General features: G+C 59.3%; 8 protein-coding genes. All 8 read left to right on the top strand.

Going from position 1 to position 21829, the window contains the following annotated elements:
• Positions 1 to 123 precede the first annotated feature (123 nt).
• Genes ACJ8IL_RS03930 through ACJ8IL_RS03895 form a run of 8 tightly spaced genes read left to right on the top strand, consistent with a single transcriptional unit; the run spans position 124 to position 21829 of the window.
• Complete coding sequence (locus ACJ8IL_RS03930; RefSeq protein ID WP_442516350.1) at positions 124 to 7572, top strand: amino acid adenylation domain-containing protein; 7449 nt, start codon at positions 124 to 126, stop codon at positions 7570 to 7572.
• On the top strand, positions 7569 to 8609 hold the full coding sequence (locus tag ACJ8IL_RS03925; RefSeq protein WP_173890008.1) for a saccharopine dehydrogenase: 1041 nt from the start codon (positions 7569 to 7571) through the stop codon (positions 8607 to 8609). Before ACJ8IL_RS03930 ends, ACJ8IL_RS03925 begins: the two co-directional genes overlap by 4 nt.
• Positions 8606 to 10825, top strand: coding sequence for a Gfo/Idh/MocA family oxidoreductase (locus ACJ8IL_RS03920; RefSeq protein ID WP_197835047.1), 2220 nt, complete (start codon positions 8606 to 8608; stop codon positions 10823 to 10825). The genes ACJ8IL_RS03925 and ACJ8IL_RS03920 overlap by 4 nt, the downstream gene beginning before the upstream one ends.
• Positions 10818 to 11528 (top strand): VOC family protein, encoded by a 711-nt coding sequence (locus tag ACJ8IL_RS03915; protein WP_173890003.1) that lies wholly within the window; start codon positions 10818 to 10820, stop codon positions 11526 to 11528. The genes ACJ8IL_RS03920 and ACJ8IL_RS03915 overlap by 8 nt, the downstream gene beginning before the upstream one ends.
• Complete coding sequence (locus tag ACJ8IL_RS03910; protein WP_173890001.1) at positions 11528 to 12928, top strand: FAD-binding oxidoreductase; 1401 nt, start codon at positions 11528 to 11530, stop codon at positions 12926 to 12928. The genes ACJ8IL_RS03915 and ACJ8IL_RS03910 overlap by 1 nt, the downstream gene beginning before the upstream one ends.
• Positions 12925 to 18336 carry a non-ribosomal peptide synthetase gene (locus ACJ8IL_RS03905; protein ID WP_197835046.1) on the top strand — a complete coding sequence of 1804 codons (5412 nt, stop codon included), beginning with the start codon at positions 12925 to 12927 and terminating at the stop codon, positions 18334 to 18336. The genes ACJ8IL_RS03910 and ACJ8IL_RS03905 overlap by 4 nt, the downstream gene beginning before the upstream one ends.
• Positions 18333 to 20099, top strand: coding sequence for an ABC transporter ATP-binding protein (locus tag ACJ8IL_RS03900; RefSeq protein ID WP_173889997.1), 1767 nt, complete (start codon positions 18333 to 18335; stop codon positions 20097 to 20099). Before ACJ8IL_RS03905 ends, ACJ8IL_RS03900 begins: the two co-directional genes overlap by 4 nt.
• Positions 20096 to 21829, top strand: coding sequence for an ABC transporter ATP-binding protein (locus ACJ8IL_RS03895; protein WP_173889995.1), 1734 nt, complete (start codon positions 20096 to 20098; stop codon positions 21827 to 21829). The genes ACJ8IL_RS03900 and ACJ8IL_RS03895 overlap by 4 nt, the downstream gene beginning before the upstream one ends.

Raw genomic sequence — 21829 nt, 5'->3', positions numbered from 1 at the left:
TCATTTATGCTTGAAGTTAGTAACGTTATAACATACAAATCTTTGCAGCAATATCTTAAGCCAGCGCTGCGATATTAATTTTTTTAATGACTTCATGATTTAATTGAGGGAAGGACTAGGACTATGACAAGTACCCTTCAGCACAAAATCTGCACTGATATGGCACCTTTTCTTCCCGGTATGTTGCCGGATCGACTCGCTAATGAGTGCGATCTGATCGGCCTCGGGCTCGATTCACTAGCGATGATGAAACTGGCCGCTATGTGGCGTCGTCAAGGTTACGATGTGTCGTTTGCCCGCTTGATTGAACAGCCACGTCTGGATGCCTGGCTGGCTTTGATGACGCAACAAACGCTGGCCGCGGAGCAGGAAGAAAAGGCCGTGTTGCCTGGCACACATGAAAACGAATCTTTCCCACTGGCGCTCATGCAGCATGCCTATTGGGTGGGGCGAGACAGTGCTCAGCATCTGGGGGGCGTTGCTGCGCATTTCTACCATGAGTTCGATCTACCGCAACTGGATGTTGCGCGCCTGGAAAATGCGGTACATCAGCTGCTTGCCCGCCACGGTATGCTTAGGGTGGCCATTCTGGAAGAAGGGCAGCAGCAAGTTCTTGAACACGCGCAGTGGTCCGGGCTTAGGGAATATGATTTACGCCAGGAGACAGCAGATACCGCCACCCTGCGAATGGAAGCGATTCGCGCCGCGCTGTCACATCGCCAGCTAGATATTGCGCAAGGCGAGGTGTTTGACGTGCGTGTGACGCATAAGCCCGCCGCCCTAGGTGGCGGCTGCCGCCTGCATTTTAATCTCGATATGATTGCGGCGGATGCCATGAGCCTGCGCGTTCTGTTGAACGATCTGGCGACGCTCTATCTGGAGCCGCAACAGCCGCTGCCTGTGCTGGATCTTTCCTATCGCCAGTATCAGCAACTGCGCCACGCCTGGCTGCAGCAACCGCAGCAGCAGGCACGTTACGCGCAAGACAAACAGTGGTGGCTGGAACGTTTAGCCGATTTGCCTGGCGCACCGATGTTACCCAGCGTTGGGTTAAACCCGGGCAGTGCGCAGCAGACGGTGGTCCGTCGCCATCGTTGGTTTGATGCCAGGGCCCGTCAACAGCTGGAGGCCAGTGCGCGCGAACATCAACTGACCTTGCCGATGATGATTGCCGCTGCGTTTGCCGAAGTGCTGACCCAGTTCAGTGACGACGAAGATTTCATTCTTAACCTGCCGTTGTTTAATCGTGAACCGTTGCACACCAGCGTACCCGCGCTGGTGGGGGATTTCACTTCGTCAGTGCTGCTGGCGTGGCAGGGCAGCAACCCTGGCAGTTTCCTGGAGCGCGCGCAGCGCCTGCAACAGCAGTTCCGTCAGGATGCGGCACATGCCTGTTTTTCCGGCGTAGAAGTGCTGCGCGAAGCGGCACGCGTGCGCGGGCAGCAGCAGTATGCTCCCGTGGTATTCACCAGCGCTTTGGGGCTGGGAGAATTGTTCAGCGAACGCGTACAGCAGGCCTTTGGGCAGCCCGGCTGGATTGTCTCACAGGGGCCACAGGTGTGGTTGGATGCGCAGATTACCGAGTTAAATGAAGGCATTCTGGTGAACTGGGACGCGCGTGAGTCTTGTTTTCCGGCGGGCATGCTTGATTTGATGTTCGATCAATTTACGGGGCTGCTTGAGGCGCTCATCGCCAGTGAGCAGGCGTGGCAACAGCCGGTGCAGAGTGCGTTACCCTCTGCGCAACGGGCCGTGCGCCAGCGGGCGAACGACACCGATGCCCCTTTGCCTGAGAGCGATTTGCACAGTGCCTTCTTTCGTCTGGCACAGCTGCAGCCGGAAGCTCCCGCGTTGTTTGGCACACATCAGACACTCAGTTATGGCGAGGTGGCTGACCGTGCACGCCGCCTGGCGACGCATCTGCTCAATCAGGGCGTGCAGCCAGGAGAACCGGTGGCGATCGCTTTGCCCAAAGGACCGGAGCAGATCATTGCGGTGTTGGGGGTACTTGCCAGCGGTGCTGCGTGGCTACCGCTCAACCACCTGCAACCGGAACAGCGTATTAACGCCATCCTGCAAAATGCCGGGGTGAAACAGGTTGTGGACCATCTGCCGGATGAAGATTCGCGGCTCCCTCTGGCGGAGGTCACTCGCAGCGATCCGCAGCATCTGGCTTACGTTATCTACACCTCTGGATCAACCGGCACGCCGAAAGGGGTGGAGATCAGCCATCTGGCAGCGAAAAACACCATCGACGATCTTAACCGCCGCTATCCGCTGGGCGATTGCATGCGCACTCTGGCGGTGTCGGCGCTGAGTTTTGACCTGGCGGTATACGACATTTTCGCGCCGCTGTCAGTGGGTGGGGCGGTGGTGTGCATTGAGGATGAGAGCTGGCGCGACGCGCAGCGTTGGGTGGCGTTGATCCGGCAGCATCAGGTCAGCGTACTGAACTGCGTGCCTGCCATTGCGGAGATGACGTTCACCAGTGCCGCTGCGGACAACCTGACGCTACCACTCAGGATTGTGCTGCTGGGTGGCGACTGGGTTCCGCTTGATCTGCCGAAAAAGTTACGCGCAGTCGCTGAGCAGTGTCGCTGCATTGCGCTGGGCGGCACGACCGAAACGGCAATTCACTCGACGATTCAGGAGATCACCACCGTGCCGGCTGAATGGCGCTCGGTGCCTTATGGATATCCGCTCAACAACGTTCGTTGCCGTGTTGTGGACAACCTGGGCCGGGATCGCTGTGACTGGGTCAGCGGCGAGCTGTGGATTGGCGGCTCAGGCGTTGCGCTCGGCTATCGCCACGATCCCGAGCGCACCGCCGATCGTTTTGTCGTAGAGAACGGTGAACGCTGGTATCGCACCGGCGATTTAGCGCGCTATCATCCCAATGGCTCACTGGAGTTTCTGGGGCGACGCGATCATCAGGTGAAAGTGCGGGGCTACCGTATTGAGCTGGGCGAAATTGAATCCGCGCTGGTTGCCCACCCTGCCGTGACACGCGGTATTGTTCTGCTCGATGATGAACAACATCTGGTCGCGGCCTATACCTGCCAGCAGCCGGTAGAGAGCACGGCGCTGCGCCAGCATCTGCAACGTTACCTGCCGCAGGAAATGGTGCCGGAACGGCTGGTGGCGCTGCCTGAACTTCCGCTCAGCCACAACGGTAAAATTGATCGCAATTTACTGCGGCAGTTACTGGCCGACCATGCACCGGAAACGGCCCACACCTACGAGGCCGCCTTGCCCGGCGTAGAACAACAGGTGGCTGCGATCTGGCATAAAACACTCGGTATATTACCGGGCCGTCAGGATAATTTCTTCACGGCAGGCGGTGATTCACTGCTGGCCACCCGTGCCGTGGCAGAACTTCGTCGCCAGGGATTTAGCGCTGTTACCCTGTCAAAACTCTTCGCTCAGCCGGTATTGGCAGATTTCTGTCAGACATTGCGCTGCAACCAACCGACAACCGCCACGCCTGCCATCGTTCATGATGCTAACGGACGTTACGATGCCTTCCCGCTGACGGACGTGCAGCAGGCTTACCTGTTTGGCCGAGAAAGTGAGTTTGCGCTGGGCGGCATTGGCTGTACGTTCTATCGTGAATTTGAGGTTAATCATCTGGATCTCGCGCAACTGGAACGCGCGGTGAACCAGTTGATTGCGCGCCATGACATGCTGCGGGCGGTATTCAGTAACGGCCAGCAGCAGGTTCAAAAACAGGTGCCGCATTATCAGATCCCGCTGTTCAACCAGACGGGTGAAGATAACGTTGGTCTGCAACGCGCAGCATATGCCTCACACAGCTTCGATCCGCAGCGCTGGCCGCTGTTTAGCGTCAGCGTGGCGCAGCGGGGTGAAACGCACCGAGTGGCGATCGCTATCGACAACCTGATCCTCGATGCGCTCAGTATCCTGTTGTTCTATCAGGAACTGGACGCGCTCTATCATCAGCGTTCGTTGCCGGCAGCCCCCGCTGTTCAGTTCCGTGATGCGCTACTAGCACGCCTGCCACAGCAGGCGCAACGTGAGGCTGCTTGGGACTGGTGGCGGCCACGTCTCGACCACCTGCCGCTGGCCCCGCAGTTGCCGCTGGCCCGGCAACCTGAAGCGATGTCGGTACCGCAGTTTACCCGCCGTGAGTACTGGCTGGACTCGGATCGCTGGCAGCAACTGACGCGAAAAGCCCGCCAACAGGGTGTAACACCTTCAGCGGTGATGCTGAACGCATTTGCGACCGTACTGCGGCGCTGGAGCCATCAGCCGGACTTTACCCTCAATTTGACCCTGTTCGATCGTCCTGAAGGGCACGATGATATGACCCGGGTGATGGGTGATTTCACTTCGCTCGTGTTGGTGCCGTGTCGTCATGCCGACGGCGGCTGGCTGGATGAAGTTTGCCAGGTACAACGCGATATGTGGGGCGCGCTGGATCACCGTTCGCTCTCAGCCGTTGAGGTCCTCCGCGAACTGGCTCGTCTGCATCAGGCGCCTGAACTGGTGATGCCGGTGGTGTTTACCAGCGCTTTGGGAATAAGCGCAGAACCGGAACAGGGCATCTTCAGCCAACCCGTTTATGGCCTGTCACAAACGCCGCAGGTCTGGTTGGATCACCAGTTAACCGAGCTGGCAGGAGGCGTCTCGCTGGTCTGGGATGCGGTAGAGGCTCTGTTCCCGGCGGGTATGCTGGATGCGATGTTTACCGCCTATCAGCAGCTCATCCATCACTTATGTGACCAGAACTGGCAGCAGTCGCTTCCAGATCTCTTGCCTGTGCCTCAGCGCCTGGTGCGAGAGGCAACCACTGTCGCTGCACATCACCCCTATGTTGCGGAAACATTGCATCACGCCTTTTTCCAGCAGGCCAGTCGGACACCGCAGCAGGCGGCGCTGATTTGGTTGCAGGAGCAGCAAACCTGTCAGCTTTCTTATGCTGAGCTGGCGCAGCAGGCGCTGAAACTGGCGCACTGGCTGCAACAGCAGGGAACGCTGGCGGGCGATAGGGTGGCGATTTCACTGCCGAAAGGCCCGCAGCAGGCGATCGCGGTGCTGGGAGTATTGGCTGCGGGGGCCAGTTGGGTACCAATCGGTATCGATCAGCCACAGGCACGCAAACAGGCGATTTTGCAACGGGCCGACGTACGGCTGGTGCTCGATCAGGACACGCCCTTGACCGGCGATCAGGCCGTGCAGACGGACGTCGCGGCGTTGGCTCATCCGGTAGCAATCTCCCCCCAGCAGCTGGCGTATGTCATCTTCACATCGGGCTCGACCGGAGAACCCAAAGGCGTTGAGATGTGCCACGCCGCCAGCCATAACACGGTGCACGATTTGCGCCAGCGACTGGCGATGCAACCGCAAGACCGCATTCTGGCGCTCTCGGCACTCGATTTTGATCTTTCGGTATTTGATCTGTTTGCGCCGTTAGGCTGCGGGGCTGCGCTGGTGATGGTGGATGAGGAGTACCGTCGCGATGCGGCTCACTGGATACACTTAATGCAAACCCATGGGGTCACCCTGTGGAATTCGGTGCCAGCGCTGCTGGAGATGCTGCTGACAGCTGCGCAGAACGTCACGTTGCCTGCGCTGCGGGCGTCGTTGATTTCCGGTGACTGGATCCCGCTGTCGCTGCCAGAGAGATTACAAATGAGCGCCCCGGGCTGCCGTTTACTGGCTCTGGGGGGCGCCACCGAAGCCGCTATCTGGTCAAACATTTTCCCGGTGACCAGGATCAAACCTGACTGGCGTTCGATCCCTTATGGTTACCCGCTACATAATCAGCGCTGGCGTGTGCTTAATGCGGTCAATACCGATTGTCCTGACTGGGTGGAAGGCGAGCTGCTCATCGGCGGCGCGGGTCTGGCTCGCGGCTATCTCGGCGATCCAACGTTGACGGAGGCCCGTTTCCCTGTGCTTGACGGCGAGCGCTGGTATCGTACCGGCGACCGTGGCCGCTACTGGCCAGACGGTACGTTGGAGTTCCTGGGGCGACTGGATACGCAGATGAAGCTGCGCGGCCATCGCATTGAGGCCGGTGAGGTTGAACAGGCATTGCAGGCGCTTAACGGCATCGACCAGGCGGTGGTCTCATTGTGGCACGATGGCATCACGCAGCGACTTGTAGCCGCCGTCGCCCCCCACACCCCTACCCGTGTCGAGCAGGATGAGGTATTCCATCCTGACAGTACTCAACGTGGTCTGCTGCAGTATGAATCGGCGGTGGCCGAACACATTCTGACGGAGCTCCTGCAACTGCCGGCGGAAGCCGGTGCCGTCTGGCAAGTGCACGCGCTTCAGCCCGATGAAAAGGGCGAGCAGGTGCTGCAACTGTGGTTGAAATGGCTGGTGTCGCGTGGTGTGGTGCAGCCACAGGATGCACACTACATTGCCACCGGAACCGCTGCCGCGATCGCCAGGCCTGCAACGGCGCAGATCGTTGCGGCGCGCACCCGCTATGCCAGCTGGCGCGCCATGTTGCGAGGTGAACAAGACCATGCCGCACTGCTGACCGACAGCGTATTCAGCCCTGCCAGTCTGTCGGCAGCGGATGATGAGACGCGGCAATGGTTGTCACAGCTGGCGCTGCATGTTCACGGCCTGTTCCACCAGCGAGGTCAACCGATCAACATCGTGGAGATCAACGGTGCCGGCGGGCAGCACAGCGCTGTGCTGTTGGCGCGCCTGCCGCAGGGCAGCGTGCATTACACCCTGCTGGAATCCTCCCCATTGGCGCTGGAGCAAGCGCGGACTCAACTGGCAAACGGCGGTCATCAGATCGATTTCCTGTTGCTGAATGAACTGTATGTGCCGGAAGAACTGCAAAACTCGGCTGACATCGTGCTGGCGGCGAATGCGCTGCACCGCTACGCCCAACCATTACATGGGCTGAAGGCAGCCTCTCAGTTGCTGAGGCCTACAGGCGAGCTGTGGATGATGGAGCGCCAGTGTCTGACACCGGTTGCCATGATCAGCGCCGGGCTGCTGGCGGGAGGGTATGGCAATAGCAGAAAAGATCCGCTGCGTACTGGCGCGGTGTGGCAGCAACGCGCTCAGTCCAGTGGTTTTACATCCGGTGAGTGCAACCTCAGCGGTCTCGTCGCCACCTTAACTCTACGCCCTTCACATCATCACGGGCTGCCCGCTAACTGGTCGAGTCAGCTGGCGCAGAAACTTCCCAAAGCCATGGTGCCGGAGCGGTTGGTTATGCTGACACATCTGCCACTGACTGCAAACGGTAAGGTTGATCGTAAGCGCCTGCAATCACTGTATGACAATCTGCCCAGGCCGCAACAACAGCAGGAAACACTCAGTGAAACCGAAGCAAAACTCGCTCAGCTATGGGGAACATTGCTTGGCATTACGCCGCACATCGGCCGCCAGCAGGGCTTTTTTGAATTAGGGGGGGATAGCTTGCTGGCCACCCGCCTGATTAACCTGATCCGTGATGAATTTGCCGTCGACATCGCGCTGCGAAAAATCTTTAGCGCACCTGGCCTGAAGGCAATGGCTGCCGAGATTGAGGCACAACAGGCTCAAGTTGCCACCATGGAAGGGGGGGTTCTGTGATTGGTATTTTGGGAGGATTTGGTGCCGTGGGCAGCGGGGTCGCGCGTATTCTGCATCAGTGGGGAGAAACGTCGCTGCGCGTGGGGGGGCGTCACCCGCAACCCGTCGCCTGGGCACAGAGCTGCTATGTGGATGTGAGTGACGAAGAAAGCCTCATGATGTTCGCCACCGGCTGTCGGTTGATCGTGAACTGTGCTGCGCCTTCGGCACGGCTGTCACAACAGGTGGCTAACCGACTGCACGCGGCGGGTATTCCGCTGGTTGACGCCGGCGGGATTGACTGTCCGGCAGCGTTACAACCTCCGGTTGGGGGATGTCCATGCAGCGCGCTGTTCGCAGCAGGTGCATTGCCTGGCTTGTCTGGCATTTTGCCTACGTGGTTAGCGCGTACGCTGGACCGAGCCGATGCATTGCACTGTTGGTTTGGCGTGTTTGATCGTTTCACCCCTGGCGGAGCAGAAGATTATCTTGAGGGTGTGCTGCGCGCGTCAGGCCCTAAGCATACCCTGCCGCGACGACAGTCCAACGTCAGCCTGCCTTTCTTTCCTCGCCCGGTGCAACTGCAGCCTTATGAAGATGAGGAATCGCGCCGAGTCACCAATCAATTGGGGGTGCGCCACAGTCGCTGGTATCTCGCGCTTGATGGTGAACACCTGGTTCGCGCATTAGAAACAGCGCGTGTATTGCCGCAAGAGGCAGCAATACACGCGGTGGTGGAGGGCGCGGCACTGGATGTAGCGGGTCGACATGCATGGGTTAACTTTTTGATCCAGGTTGATGGAGTGCGTCAGGGCACTAACACCACGTTAACCTTATTGCTGAAAGCTCCGGGCATTGCTCAGTTAACCGCCGCATGCGCGGCGGCATGCGCTAAATGGCTGCTAAAGTCACCTCAGCCGGTCGTGGGGATGGCAGCCGAGTGCATTGATATCGAAGCGTTTATGCTGCTGTTCTGCCGTGAGCAAACCGGTATTGATATTGAGCTGTTTGACAGCGGGATTGAGCACTTAAACGAAATGAGTGGAGGTGCGCTATGAACGCGGTTCCGTTAAAGGTGCTGGTGTGTGGCTCCACCTTTGGCCAGTTCTGGTTGGCGGCACTGCAGCGTTATCCGCTGCACTTTAACGTGGTGGGGCTACTGGCGAGCGGCAGCGCACGTAGCCGTGATTGCGCGCAACGCTATGACATTCCGCTCTATACCGATATCGCCGCATTGCCTGAAGACATTGACCTGGCCTGCGTGGTGTTGCGTGCCACCGTGATGGGCGGTGCAGGCAGCGTTCTGGCACAGCAACTGATGGCCAGGCGCATTCATGTCATTCAGGAGCAGCCCGTTCATCATGATGAGGTGGTGGCGAACCTGCGCTCAGCGCGTGAATTCGGTGTGCAGTATCGGGTCGGCAACCTCTATCCGCATCTGCCGGCGGTGGAGCAGTTCATTCAGTCTGCCCACCGCTTACTGCGGCGGCAAAAGCTTCAGTTTATTGATGCCGCGTGCGCCAGCCAGGTGGCGTTCCCACTGATCGCGATGCTGGTGGAAGCCCTTGGCGCACCTCGCCCGTGGCAGTTTCAGGCGCAGGCGCAGTTACCAGAGGCACCTTTCCAGGTGGTGCAGGGACAGTTGGCCGGAATCCCCTTAACGTTGAGTGTGCATAACGAAGTCGATCCGCAGGACCCTGACAACCATTTCCAGCTGTTGCAACAGATCACGCTGGGCTTGCCCGCTGGACGGTTATCGTTGATCGATACACATGGGCCGGTGATGTGGTTCCCGCGTTTGCATATCCCTGAGGCGGTAAAACGCGACCGCGATTTTAGCAGCCCACAATCAGCACATCTGATGGAAGAGACCAGCGCCATTATCGGCGAGGTTCAGCGCGCCAGCTGGCGCACCACACTGGCGGAACACTGGCCAGAAGCCATTGCCCAAGACTTACTGGCGCTGGCGGAGAGCATCCGGTCTCCTGATGCACCCCGCTGGAGCCCGCAATCCCTGCTAACTCAGTGTCAGATGTGGCAAGCGCTGACCAAAACACTCGGCTATCCGCGTCTCAATCCAGACCAGCGGTTTGAACCCCTGGCGCGTACCTTGCTGCCTGTCACCACCGGGCTGGAACGCAAAGCCACCCCACAGTGGGATTTTACCCAGCGGGCAGAGCTGCTGGTGAGTGGCATTACGGCGCAGCAGGTGACGGATTTTGTCGCGCGGATGGATGAAGCTTGCCTGAGCGCCATGCTGTTTAGCCTGCAACAGGGAGGCGCGCTGACGCATCCCGATCAGGGCCACGATCTGCCAGGGATTTTGCAACAACTCCAGGTGGCCGAAGCGCATCACGCCCTGATTGGACGCTGGCTGATGCTGCTGGCCGATGCCGGTCTGGTGGTGCAACGAGGCGCGCACTACTATAGCCGACGAACGATCGGCTATACCGAGCTGCATCACAGCTGGCAGGCGGTGCACAGGGCGTGGGACAACCGCCTGGGCTCTGCCACTTTTATCGATTATCTGTGGCATAACGCGGAAAAGCTGGGTGAGCTGATGCGCGGCGAGCAGCAGGCGGCGCTGCTGCTGTTCCCGGAAGGCCGTAACGATATCGCCGATGCGGTCTATCGCCACACCATCACCGCCCGTTATCTCAACACCCTGATTGCCGACTGGGTCCTGAAGCAGCTCAGCCAGCGAACGGCGCCGCTAAAAGTACTGGAGATTGGCGCAGGCACCGGTGCCACCACCGAACGGGTACGGGAACGGCTGCACGAGGCGTATGGGGAAACACCGCCGCTCAACTGGCTGTTTAGCGATGTCTCGCGCTTTTTCCTGGTGAATGCGCAACAGCGCTATAGCCATCTCTCCTGGCTCTCGACCGCACTGATCGATATTGACCGCCCCCTCACCGAGCAAAACGTCGCCGCAGATTCCCAGGATGTGCTGGTGATGGCGGGGGTGCTGAACAATGCACACAACAGCGAACAAACCATTCGTTGGCTGGCCGAGGTGTTACAACCGGGCGGTGTCATGTTAATCACCGAACCGACGCGTGAACATCTGGAAATTCTCACCTCACAGGCCTTTATGATGCCACCGCCACAGGACGACCGGCAGCGCAGTGAACAGCGCTTCCTCTCACCAGAGCAGTGGCGGGATCTGCTGCAGCGCGCCGGGTTGATTTGCGAGGCTTGCCTGCCCGACGAGGGTCATGTGCTCGCTCCGCTCGGGCAGCGCCTGTTTATCGCACGGAGGCCCAATGCTTAAGTGCAGCCATATTCTCTGCAAAGTCGATAACATTCGTGACTGCGTAGCCCAGCTTGAACAGGCTGGGTTCAGTGTGCAGTGGGGGGGCGATCCGGCGCGGGCGCACAATGCGTTGGTGTGGTTTGAAGAGGGGCCGTTTCTGGAATTCTTTGAACTGCCGCGCTGGTTTCGCTGGCTGAGCTATCCCTTTGGCTGGCGCTTCGGTTCCAGCGCCGGTCGGCGTCTTAGAGGTTGGGCGCAGGCTGGCGAGGGCTGGTGTGATGTGGCGTTGGAACCTGAACAGTATCAGCCTGAAGCACCACTTAGCCTGGATAACGTCAGTCAGCATTTGCGTCAGCAGGCGCTGGCCGGTTCGCGCGTCGTAAGAGGCAACCGTAAATCGGTACAGGGTGAAAGGGTGCACTACCACTTTATGATGCCGCGCGGTAACGATCTGCCGTTTATCGTCTCTCATTACCACCCGCTGCAGCGACCGGCCTGTGTCCGGCATGCCAATGGCGCACGCGCCGTGACCCGGGTGGACTTCCATATCCCGCGACTCAGTTACAGCCAGTTGCAACGCCTGTTGCCTGCTGACCGCTGGCTCAATAGTCAGCAGGGTGAGCGGCGCTATGTCAGAAGCGTGGTTTTACAGGGGTGGCAGGCACTGCCGCAGACATCCGATTTCATCCAGTCGTTATTTAACCCGTCGCAGGAGGCGTAATGCGCGAGCTATTTTCTGCCTTACAACAGGTGTTGGAAGGGGATTTACTGTTGCCGCAGCATGCGGAATACGAAGTTGCACGCCGGGTACGCAACGCCCGTATTGACTACCGGCCCACTGCGATTGTGCGCTGCGTCAGCGTGCAGGATATTCAACAGTCACTGCAACTGGCGGAGATTCAGCAACTGTCGGTTGCGCTGCGCGGCGGTGGCGCTCACGTGGCCGGTTACGGCACCTGCCAGGATGGGCTGGTGCTTGATCTGTCCCGCATGAAGCAGATCGCTATTGACCCGGATAAACGCCTGGCGCACGTCGCCCCAGGGGTCACCTGGGGCGAGCTGGATGCGGCAACTCAGGCGTACGGTCTGGCGGTACCCGGCCCGCGCAATCCCACTATCGGTATCGCCGGGCACACCCTGGGCGGCGGCGTTGGCGACCTGTCGCGCCAGTTTGGCTTGACCAGCGATAACCTGGTGAGCTGTGAGCTGGTTACGTTGTCCGGTGAAGTGCTGGAAGTGAACCCACAGCACGATGCCGAACTGTTCTGGGGTTTGCGCGGCGCGGGCGCCAATTTTGGCGTGGTATCGCGTTTCACGTTTCAATTGCATCCCGTTGAGGGCGTCGTGGCCGGCGTGCTCGCGTGGCCCGCACGGGACATTCCCGCTGTGCTGCGTCGGGCACGTAGCTGGCTGACGCAGGCACCGGATCAGGCCTCGTTGATTGCCCTTGTCTGGACGGCACCGCCGCTGCCATTTTTGCCAGAATCACTGCATTTTGAGCGCAGTATCATGCTTATTCCCACCTGGTTTGGTGCGCCAGAACAGGCGGAACAAGTGCTTGCGCCCCTTAAGGTGGGCGCGCTGTGCGACACGCTGCAACCGATGCGCTACGTCGATTATCAGCGCCTTCTGCCCTCGGCGCCCAACTATCTACAGCAGCATGTTTACAACCGTGGCGAACTGCTGCGTGAGCTGGACAATGACACGCTCGAGCGACTGCTGGCGCTGTTTCAGCGTGCCGGCCCGAACTTCTCGCTGGTGTTTGGCGCACTTGGCGGTGCCATTGCCCGCGCCCCGGCGGGCGCAACCGCGTTTGCCCACCGGGATGCCAACTGGTTTGTTGAAGTCTGCGCCCAGTGGTACGGCGAGCCCGATAACCCAGCGATGCTGGCACCCGCCATTGAGGCTTGGCAACAGCTGCAAGCGGTGAGCTGCGGCCCTTACGCCAACCTGCTGCCTGACCATGAGCCGCGTTGGGCGCAGGCCACGTATGGCAGCGGATGGGCACGCCTGGCGGCACTCAAACAGCGCTTCGACCCGACTAATCGCCTGCGTTTTAACGTCAATATTCCGCCCCGGTCGTCCCGCGCGACGGCTCCGGGCGAGGAGGATTTAGCATGACTGACCATTCCATCGCCCTTGAACTGCTTCAACGCCTGCGCAACCGTGGCGTACAGCTGTGGGAGGAGCAGGGCAAGCTAAACTACCGTGCGCCGCAGGGCGTGATTTCAGCGGACGATTTACACACGCTGAAAGCCCATAAAGCCGATGTGTTAGCTATTCTCGCCGGAGAACAGCAGCAGACTACACTGATAGCCGATGAGACTGCGCGCTTCGCACCGTTTCCCCTAAGCCAGGTGCAGGCGGCGTATCTGGTCGGGCGTAATGATGCCTTTGGCTATGGCGGCGTGGCCTGCCATGTTTATCTGGAGGTGAATTATCCACCGCTGCAGCATGCCAGAGTCAGTGCTATCTGGAATGAGCTGGTCGCGCGACACGACATGCTGCGTGCGGTGTTTGATCGCAGTGGCAGCCAGCGCGTTTTACCCGATGTGCCGGAACTGCTCATTGACTGCGCGAGTAGCGGAGCAGAGCAGGGCGAAGCGCTGCTGGACAGCGTGAAGCAGCAGATGGGGCATCGACTCTACCAGCCCGAGCAGTGGCCGCTGTTCAGCCTGAGTCTGTCGCAGTTGCCGGCACGCAGCGTGCTGCATTTGTCGATGGACTTCCTGATTGCCGACTGGGCCAGTATCTGGCTATTGCTGGGCGAGTTTGAAGCGCGTTACCAGCATCCTGACCAGCCGCTGCCTCCGCTAAAGATTCAGTTCCGCGATTATCTGCTGGCGGAGCGCGGCAGGGATGAGTCACCGGCGGCCCAACGCGATCGTGCCTGGTGGCAGCAGCGTATTCCTCAGCTGCCCGCCTCGCCGCAGCTCCCGTTGCTTGATACACAGGAACGACAGCCCGCACGCTTTACACGACGTTTTTTGCAACTGCCGGAGGAACGCTGGGCGGCACTCAAACAGCAGGCGGCACAGTGCGGTATTACCCCTACAGCGGCGGTGTTAACCGCCTATGCCAGCGTGCTGCAGCGTTGGTCTGCCAGCGAACACTTCTGCCTGAATCTGACGGTACTTAACCGCCAGCCGCTGCATGAGCAGGTGGATCGTCTGGTGGGCGATTTCACCTCGGTCAGCCTGCTGGAGGTCGATCAGCGCCATCCAATGAGCTGGGCGCAGCGCGCCAACGCCATTAGCCGGCAATTGTATGATGACCTGGATCATCGCCTTTGTTCCGGCGTCGAGGTGATCCGTGAACTGGCGCGCGCCAAAGGGCGCGATTACGCTTTGATGCCTTATGTTTTTACCAGTGCCATCGGCCTGGTGCCTGCCGATGCAGAAAACGCGTTGCAGGGCAAACTGGATGGACGTGGCATTACCCAGACGCCGCAGGTGTTTATCGACTGTCAGGCGATGGACAGTGCTGCCGGTTTACAGGTCAACTGGGATGTGCGCGACGGGGTATTCCCGTCGGGGATGATCGACGATCTGTTTGCGAGCTTTGAATCACTGCTGAATGCCATGGCGCAAGAAGATGCGATTTGGCAGCAGACCGCGCAGGTTGCACTCCCCGAATGGCAACGTGAACAACGGTTGCAGGTCAATGATACCCACGCACCGCTACCCGAAGGCGGGCTGCACCAGCCATTCTTCGCACAGGCTCACCTGACCCCGGATGCGCTGGCGGTGATCGATCCCCTGCAGCAGATGACTTACCGTCAACTGGCGGACGCAGCCTTGCGTATTGCCGGCCATCTGCAGCGGCACGGAGTTGTCATCGGCGAACCGGTCGCGATCACGCTGGAAAAAGGTGTAATGCAGGCCGCTGCGGTGCTGGGTGCCATGGCGGCGGGGGCGGTCTGGGTGCCGGTCGATGTCTCGCAGCCGGCGGAACGTCGCCGGCAAATTCTGGCAAACGCGGGTATCCGACGGGTGCTGACCCAGCAACAGATCGTGGAGTGCGGCGTTAGTGGCGAGTGGCGTATTGATGTTGATGCACTGAACGGCAGCGAGCCGCTGCAGGAACCACACACTTCGCGCAGCAGCGATGCGGCCTATATTATCTACACCTCTGGCTCCACCGGCCAGCCCAAAGGGGTGGTGATGGGGCATCAGGCGGCACGGAATACGGTTGAAGACATCAACCAACGTTTCGCCGTGCAGGCCACCGACCGCGTGCTGGCGCTGGCGCAACTCGGCTTTGATTTGGCGATTTATGATCTGTTCGGGCCGCTAAGCGTGGGCGGCGCGGTAATCTATCCTGAACCGGCACGCGCCACCGATCCTTCGCACTGGATTGAACGCATCGAATCACAACAGGTGACCCTCTGGAACAGCGTGCCTGCGCTGATGCAGATGCTGGAGAGCGCGCTTCAGCACCAGCAACTGACGAGTTTGCGGCTGGCATTACTCTCAGGTGACTGGATCCCTTTAACGCTGCTGGATTCACTGGCGACGCGTCTGCCACGGCTTCAACTGGTAGCGCTCGGTGGTGCGACTGAAGCCGCCATCTGGTCTAACTATCACCGCTGGCAGGGCCGTGATGCCACGTGGCGCAGTGTCCCTTACGGTCTGCCGCTCAGCAATCAGGGCTTTCGCGTGCTGGATGACAACATGGCGGACTGCCCTGTGTGGTTGCCTGGCCATCTTTACATCAGCGGCGCGGGACTGGCGCAAGGCTATCTTAATGACGCGGAGAAAACTGCACGCCACTTCATCCATCATCCGCATGACCAACAGCGATTGTATTGGACCGGCGATCGCGCCCGCTATCTGCCGAACGGTGAACTGGAGTTTCTTGGTCGCGCGGACAATCAGCTCAAAATCAAAGGGCACCGCATCGAACCCGGGGAAATCGAAGCGGCGCTTAGTGCTTTACCGGGCGTGGAGAGTGCGTGCGTGGTGCCCCATGGCGAAGGTAACCAGCGGCAACTCCTGGCATTAGTCAGCGCGCAGCGTCAACCAGAGAACCGCGCAGATTACGCCCGCCTGACAGATGGTATTGATACCGCAACCGCAGATCTGGTGCAGGACATCACCGCCACGCAGTTACAACAGGCGATGACAGCCCTGGACGCTGTGGTGTTACAACAGATGCGTGACACGCTGGAAGCTTATGGTCTTAATGCTGAATTCAGTGAAGCTCAGCTACGAGAAACACCCGTGAATGCTCGCTTCTTCTGGCTGGTGCGCCGCTGGCAAGCGATGCTCGCGCAGGCGGGCGCTTTGCCTGATTACAGCTGGCAGCAGGTTGACGCACTGTGGCAGCCGTTGCTCGATGGCCCGGCATTTCTGGCTTACATCCGCAGCAACCTGGATAATCTCGCCGGGCTGCTCGAAGGGCGTGTTGACGCTCAGAAACTGCTGTTCCCGCAGGGGCAACTGACCAACGTGCAGGCGCTGTATCGTGAAAACCTGATGGCGAAGTACCTGAATCAGGCTGTCAGTGCACTGACGAGCCTGATTGCACAGCAGTGCGCCCAGCGGCCTTTACGTATCCTCGAAGTTGGCGCAGGCACTGGCGGCACGACGGCGGATGTGCTGGCAGCGTTGAGCGAGCAGGCGATTGAATACCACTTTACTGATGTGGCGGCCTTCTTTCTGCCTGAAGCGCGTGCCCGCTACGGTGAACGAGCGGGCATGCATTTTGGCCTGCTGAATATTGACGATGATATTCGCGCGCAGGGCTATTACCCGGAGAGCTTCGATATTGTGCTGGCCGCCGGGGTACTGGAAAACGCCCGTGACCAACGCCGGGCGCTGGAAAATATCCAGTTACTGACCGCGCCGCAAGGCTGGGTGATCCTGACGGAGCCGACGCGCGAATGTCCGTGGATCATGGCTTCTCAGGCATTCATGATGACGCCACCGGAAGACAGCGAACGTCAGCAGGAGAGCTATCTTGATCAGCATGGTTGGCAGGCGCTGATGCAATCGGTCAGCGGCGATCCGGTGCTGTGCCTGCCGCAGTCAGGTCACGTGCTGTATCAGCAGGGTTTCCATTTGCTGGCACAACAAATCAAAGGCGATCGTCTGCCGCTGTATCCGCAAGTGCTGCTCGACGCGCTGCAACAGAAATTACCGCGCTATATGATCCCGGCGCAGATTCAGTCGGTTGCAGCTCTGCCGCTAACGGCAAACGGAAAAGTGGACCGTAATACCGCCGTCAGTTGGTGGGTAGAGGAGACTGCAGAGCATGGCACGCCGCTGGGCCTGCAACCGCAGGGGGATGCGCTTGAGCAGATGCTGTGCCAGCACTGGGCTGAAGCGCTGGGAATTAAACAGATCGCGCTCGACCAGGATGTGTATAACCTGGGGGCTGACTCGCTGATCATGGCACGCATGGCAGGCAAGCTGCGGCAGTTGCTGGCCGCTGACCCCTGGCAGATGGGAGAGATACCCTTTGATACTTTGCTGCGTCATATGCTGAATGGCCCAACGGTGCGCGCGCTGGCGCAGGCTATCCGTTCGCAGCATGCGCCTGAAGCGGCTGCCGCAGCGCCTCAAGCCGGAGATAAACTGCAGCCAGAAATCGAGGGCCGGGCTGAGGGCAGCAACGGTATTCTGCTGCCGATGGGGGGCGGGCGTGAAGGCCCGCTGCGGGTGGTGTTCCATGCCGGCCTGGGCACCATGGATTGCTTCCGCCCGATGCTGGCGGAGCTGGAGAAAGATCCGCGCGGGCCGGTCATCGGCATTGTGATTGCCGATACCGCACAATATTGCGCCTTGTCCCCACAACAGGCGGTTGAGCGCATGGCAGATGATTACGCACAACGCCTGCTGGCCACCGGACATAGCCGCTTCCAGCTGATTGGCTACTGTCTGGGCGGGTTGTTTGCGGTAGAAGTGGCGCGTCGCCTCAGCGAACAGGGCGCAGAAATCGCTGACCTGGTGCTGATCAGCAGCCATCCGGTGTTGTTCGAGGTGCAGGATGATCTGATGATCGAATCGCTGTTTATCCCCAATTTGCACATTACGCTGGCGCAGGCCGGTTTCGGTGAGGTGGATGGCGATGCATTAGTGAAGGGCTTTATGCAGGTGATTGAGCAACATCATGGTCGCATTCCGCAGGGTGCGCTGGCGCAGTTACCCGGCGCGGCGGGCTTGTTTTTCCAACAGATGCAGGCATTGCCGATTGAAGAGCGTTTTGCGCGTTATGTCGCGGGTGTGGAACAGTTTACCGGTCAGCAGATGCCTGCCGAAATGGCACTGGGCCTGTTCCGCGTATTCCGCCAGAGTTTCCATGCCGCACACTTCACCCCCAGCACTTATGTCGGCGATATCCGCTTCCTGTTGCCCAATCAGGGCTCTGGGTTCGCACCGGGTATGGATGACAATACGCTGAACTTCTGGCGTAACGTCTGCCTGGGCGATCTGCAGGTCACTTCGATTGCGGGTAATCACTTCAGTTGCATCGATACGCCCAACGCACAAGCCGTGGCGCAGCGGGTGAATGAGGGGCTGAAATGAAGTTACTGGGCCAACCCGGCAGGTTAGTGGCAAGCGTGCCGAAGGTGGCGCGCTCACTTAACCTGGCACTTCTTTTTGGCAGCGTGGCGGGCTTGCTCAACGTCAGCGGCATAGCGCTGCTGGCATGGGCGGTGACGCCATTACTGTCTGTCCCGATGTTACCACCGCCGTCATTTATCGCCCTCACCGGCAGTGTGCTGCTGTTGGTGCTGGCATTCTGGTTGCGCTTACAGGCAGAAGCACGGGCCCACGAAGCCAGCTATCAATTAGAGGAAGCGCTGCGCGAGCGTCTGGTGGAGTACCTCAGTTGTTTGCCGCTTGGAGTGGTACAGCAATGGGGCAGTGGGCGGTTACGTAAAATCCTCCAGGAGGATGTCAAAGCGCTGCACATTGCGGTGGCGGATGCGGTGCCGTTTATCGGTGCCAGCCTGAGTCAACCGCTGGCCGCACTGCTGGTGCTGGCGCTGGTGCAGTGGCGACTGGCACTGGTGGCGTTGCTGTTTTTGCCGATTAGCCTCGTGTGTATGGCAATGATGGCGCGTGAAAATCCGCAGCAGCGCAGCCGATACAATGAGGCCAGTGAGTCAGTCAATGCCGGGGTGATTGAACTGGTGCAGGGTATGGCGGTCATGCGTACCTTTGATAATGGCGCCGCGGGTTGGCGGCGCTTTAACGCGCGGCTGCAACAGTTTACGTCGGCGGTGGAAACCTGGATGGCAGGCAGCAAAGTGCCCTGGAAAATCAATCGTCTGGCAGGTGCCGCGTTACCGACGGCTGCGGTGCTGATGATAGCAGGTTTTGTGCTGTATCAAGCCGGGCAGGTTACCCTGGCGCAGTGGCTGCTGGCGTTGATGTTGGGTACGTTACCCATCAAAGCGCTCGAACCGTTAGTGCACCTGGCTAACTATCTGAATGACGCTGGCGCGGCCTCAGGCCGCATTGAAGAGGTGCTGCGGCAGGACGTGCTGCCAGAGCCACTACATCCGCAGCAACCGCAAGGACACGTACTCAGCCTGAACAAGGTCAGTTTTCACTACCCGGATCGGCCGCAGCCTGCACTCAGCGACGTGTCATTAACGCTCGCAGCGGGAACACGCTGTGCCATTGTCGGGGCTTCCGGTTCGGGAAAATCGACGCTGGCGCGCCTGATCCCGCGTTTTTATGACGTGACAGAGGGTAGCATTACGCTGGGGGGGTGCGATATCCGCCAGATGCGCAGTGATGTGTTGTTGAAGCAGATGGCGCTGGTATTACAGGAGCCGTTTCTTATCAGTGGCACGCTGGAGGAAAATTTACGACTGGCTGCGCCCGAAGCCAGTGATGCAGCGTTGCAGCACGTTATGGTCGCGACGGGGGTGAGCGAGATCGTTTCGGCACTGCCACAAGGATTAAACACGCAGATCGGTGAGCGAGGGAGCTCGTTATCGGGCGGCCAGCGTCAGCGTGTGACCCTGGCCCGCGCACTGCTGAGCAATGCGCCCGTGCTGGTGATGGATGAAGCAACTTCTTATCTCGATGCACACAACGAAAGGCATATTCAGCAGGCACTGGCGCAACTCGCGCCGGATCGCATTGTGATCACTATTGCTCATCGTTTGCAGACGGTCATTGACGCGGATGTGATTGTGGTGATGCACGAAGGCAGAGTGGCTGAGCAAGGCCGTCATGCTGACTTGCTGAATCAGGGCGGTTATTACGCGCGTCTGTGGCAGCACTATCAGCTTGCCAGTCAGTGGACGTTAAAGCGCGAGGGAGAAGTATGATGCGCATTTATCACAACATGATTGCGGTGGCAGGGGAGTTCGCTGCGCCATTTCGCCGAACGTTAGCGTGTGCGGTGGTAGCGGCGATGTTGCAAGCCGCGGGCTGGATTATCACACTGCCGCTGTTTTCGCTCGTATTAACACCGGGCGCACTGCCCGTGCGTGACATCCTGAGCTGGCTAGTGGTGCTCATTGTTTTGCTGCTGCTTGAAGGCATGGTGCGCTGGCGTGAAATGGCTTTTGTCTATGACTACTGGCATCGCGTGACGGAGGCCATGCGTCAGCGGCTGGCACATCGCTTGCGTGCCATGCCGCTGGAGCAGCTGGCACGGCGAAAAAGCGGCGATCTGGCAACGATTCTTGGCAATAACGTCACCTTTGCGGCAACGGCGCTCTCTTCACTGGCTACGCTGGCGATTCAACTGGCGGTGGTACCTGCGGTGGTGCTGGTGTTGATCTTCACGCTGGACTGGCGTCTGGGGGCGCTGCTGCTGGCGGGAACAGGGCTCATCGTGCCGCTGATACGGCGGGCACAACGTGATGCCAATCAGGATTTTCTGCGCATTGATGAAGTGGATGCGGCAGCCAGCGCAGCCATTGTTGAGTATGTGCAGGCTCAGGCGATGTTACGTGCCAGCGGCCGATCTGGCCTGAACGCGCCTTGTTTACGCGGGGTTTTTGCTCACCAGCATCAGGTGCAGCATCAAAGCGGCAATACTGCACGGCTGATTGCCAAAGCACAACTGATCATCCAGCTCACTCTGGTGGCTACCGTCGCGTTGGGGATGGGGTTATGCGCAACGCAACAGTTGCCGCTGGCATCACTGCTCTGCCTGACGGTGCTGGTAGCGCAAATGGTAGAGCCTCTGACATTGGGACTTTCCATGGTGCGCCTGTTTGAACTAGCGGACGCGGCGTTGCAGCGGGTGAATGCGGTGCTCAATGAAGCGGATCTGGTCACTGAACTGCCACTCCATCAACCACAGCACTTTGCGATTACGCTCAACAATGTCAGTTTTCACTATCAGCAGCAGGAAAAACCTGCACTCCAGGATGTGACGCTACACATTGCGGAAAAATCCCTGACGGCGTTGGTCGGTCCTTCGGGCGGGGGGAAAACCACGCTAACCCGATTGATGAGTCGCTTTGCCGATCCACAGCAGGGCACTATCACGTTGGGAGGCGCGGAATTAAAGCATATCCCCCCCGATCAGCTTTTAGCACAGGTTTCGGTGGTGTTTCAGGATGTGTGGCTGATGGACGATACGCTGGCGAATAACATCGCGTTAGGTAAACCGCACGCCACGCAGGAGGAGATCATCAACGCTGCACGTAAAGCGCATATTCACCACGTCATTGAAAGTCTGCCGCAGGGTTATGAGACACGGGCGGGTGAAGCGGGGAGTGCGTTGTCGGGGGGAGAACGCCAGCGGGTGGCGATTGCGCGCGCTATTCTTAAAGATGCTCCGGTTGTGTTACTGGACGAGCCTACGTCATCGCTGGACAGCGAATCGGAATATCATGTGCAGCAAGCGATAGACGCACTGGTGGCGGATAAAACGGTGGTGATTGTGGCGCATCGTTTATCCACCATTCGCGCAGCCGACCAAATTGCCTTTATTGAGCAAGGCCGTTGCGTTGAGTGTGGCGACCACGCCAGCTTAATGGCCATAAAGGAGGGGCGTTATCGGGCATTAATTGAGGCTCAGCATCACGCCCTCGACAGGTAA

Origin of the sequence: Serratia sp. CY47444, from assembly GCF_052168635.1 — a bacterium.
GTDB lineage: Bacteria > Pseudomonadota > Gammaproteobacteria > Enterobacterales > Enterobacteriaceae > Serratia > Serratia bockelmannii.
Note: the sequence above shows the minus strand (reverse complement) of the source record. Positions and strands in the feature narration are given on the sequence as shown.

Coding starts and splice junctions, on each gene's coding strand:
- ACJ8IL_RS03930 (WP_442516350.1), top strand. CDS start 124: ATGACAAGTACCCTTCAGCACAAAATCTGCACTGATATGGCACCTTTT.
- ACJ8IL_RS03920 (WP_197835047.1), top strand. CDS start 8,606: ATGAACGCGGTTCCGTTAAAGGTGCTGGTGTGTGGCTCCACCTTTGGC.
- ACJ8IL_RS03915 (WP_173890003.1), top strand. CDS start 10,818: ATGCTTAAGTGCAGCCATATTCTCTGCAAAGTCGATAACATTCGTGAC.
- ACJ8IL_RS03910 (WP_173890001.1), top strand. CDS start 11,528: ATGCGCGAGCTATTTTCTGCCTTACAACAGGTGTTGGAAGGGGATTTA.
- ACJ8IL_RS03905 (WP_197835046.1), top strand. CDS start 12,925: ATGACTGACCATTCCATCGCCCTTGAACTGCTTCAACGCCTGCGCAAC.
- ACJ8IL_RS03900 (WP_173889997.1), top strand. CDS start 18,333: ATGAAGTTACTGGGCCAACCCGGCAGGTTAGTGGCAAGCGTGCCGAAG.
- ACJ8IL_RS03895 (WP_173889995.1), top strand. CDS start 20,096: ATGATGCGCATTTATCACAACATGATTGCGGTGGCAGGGGAGTTCGCT.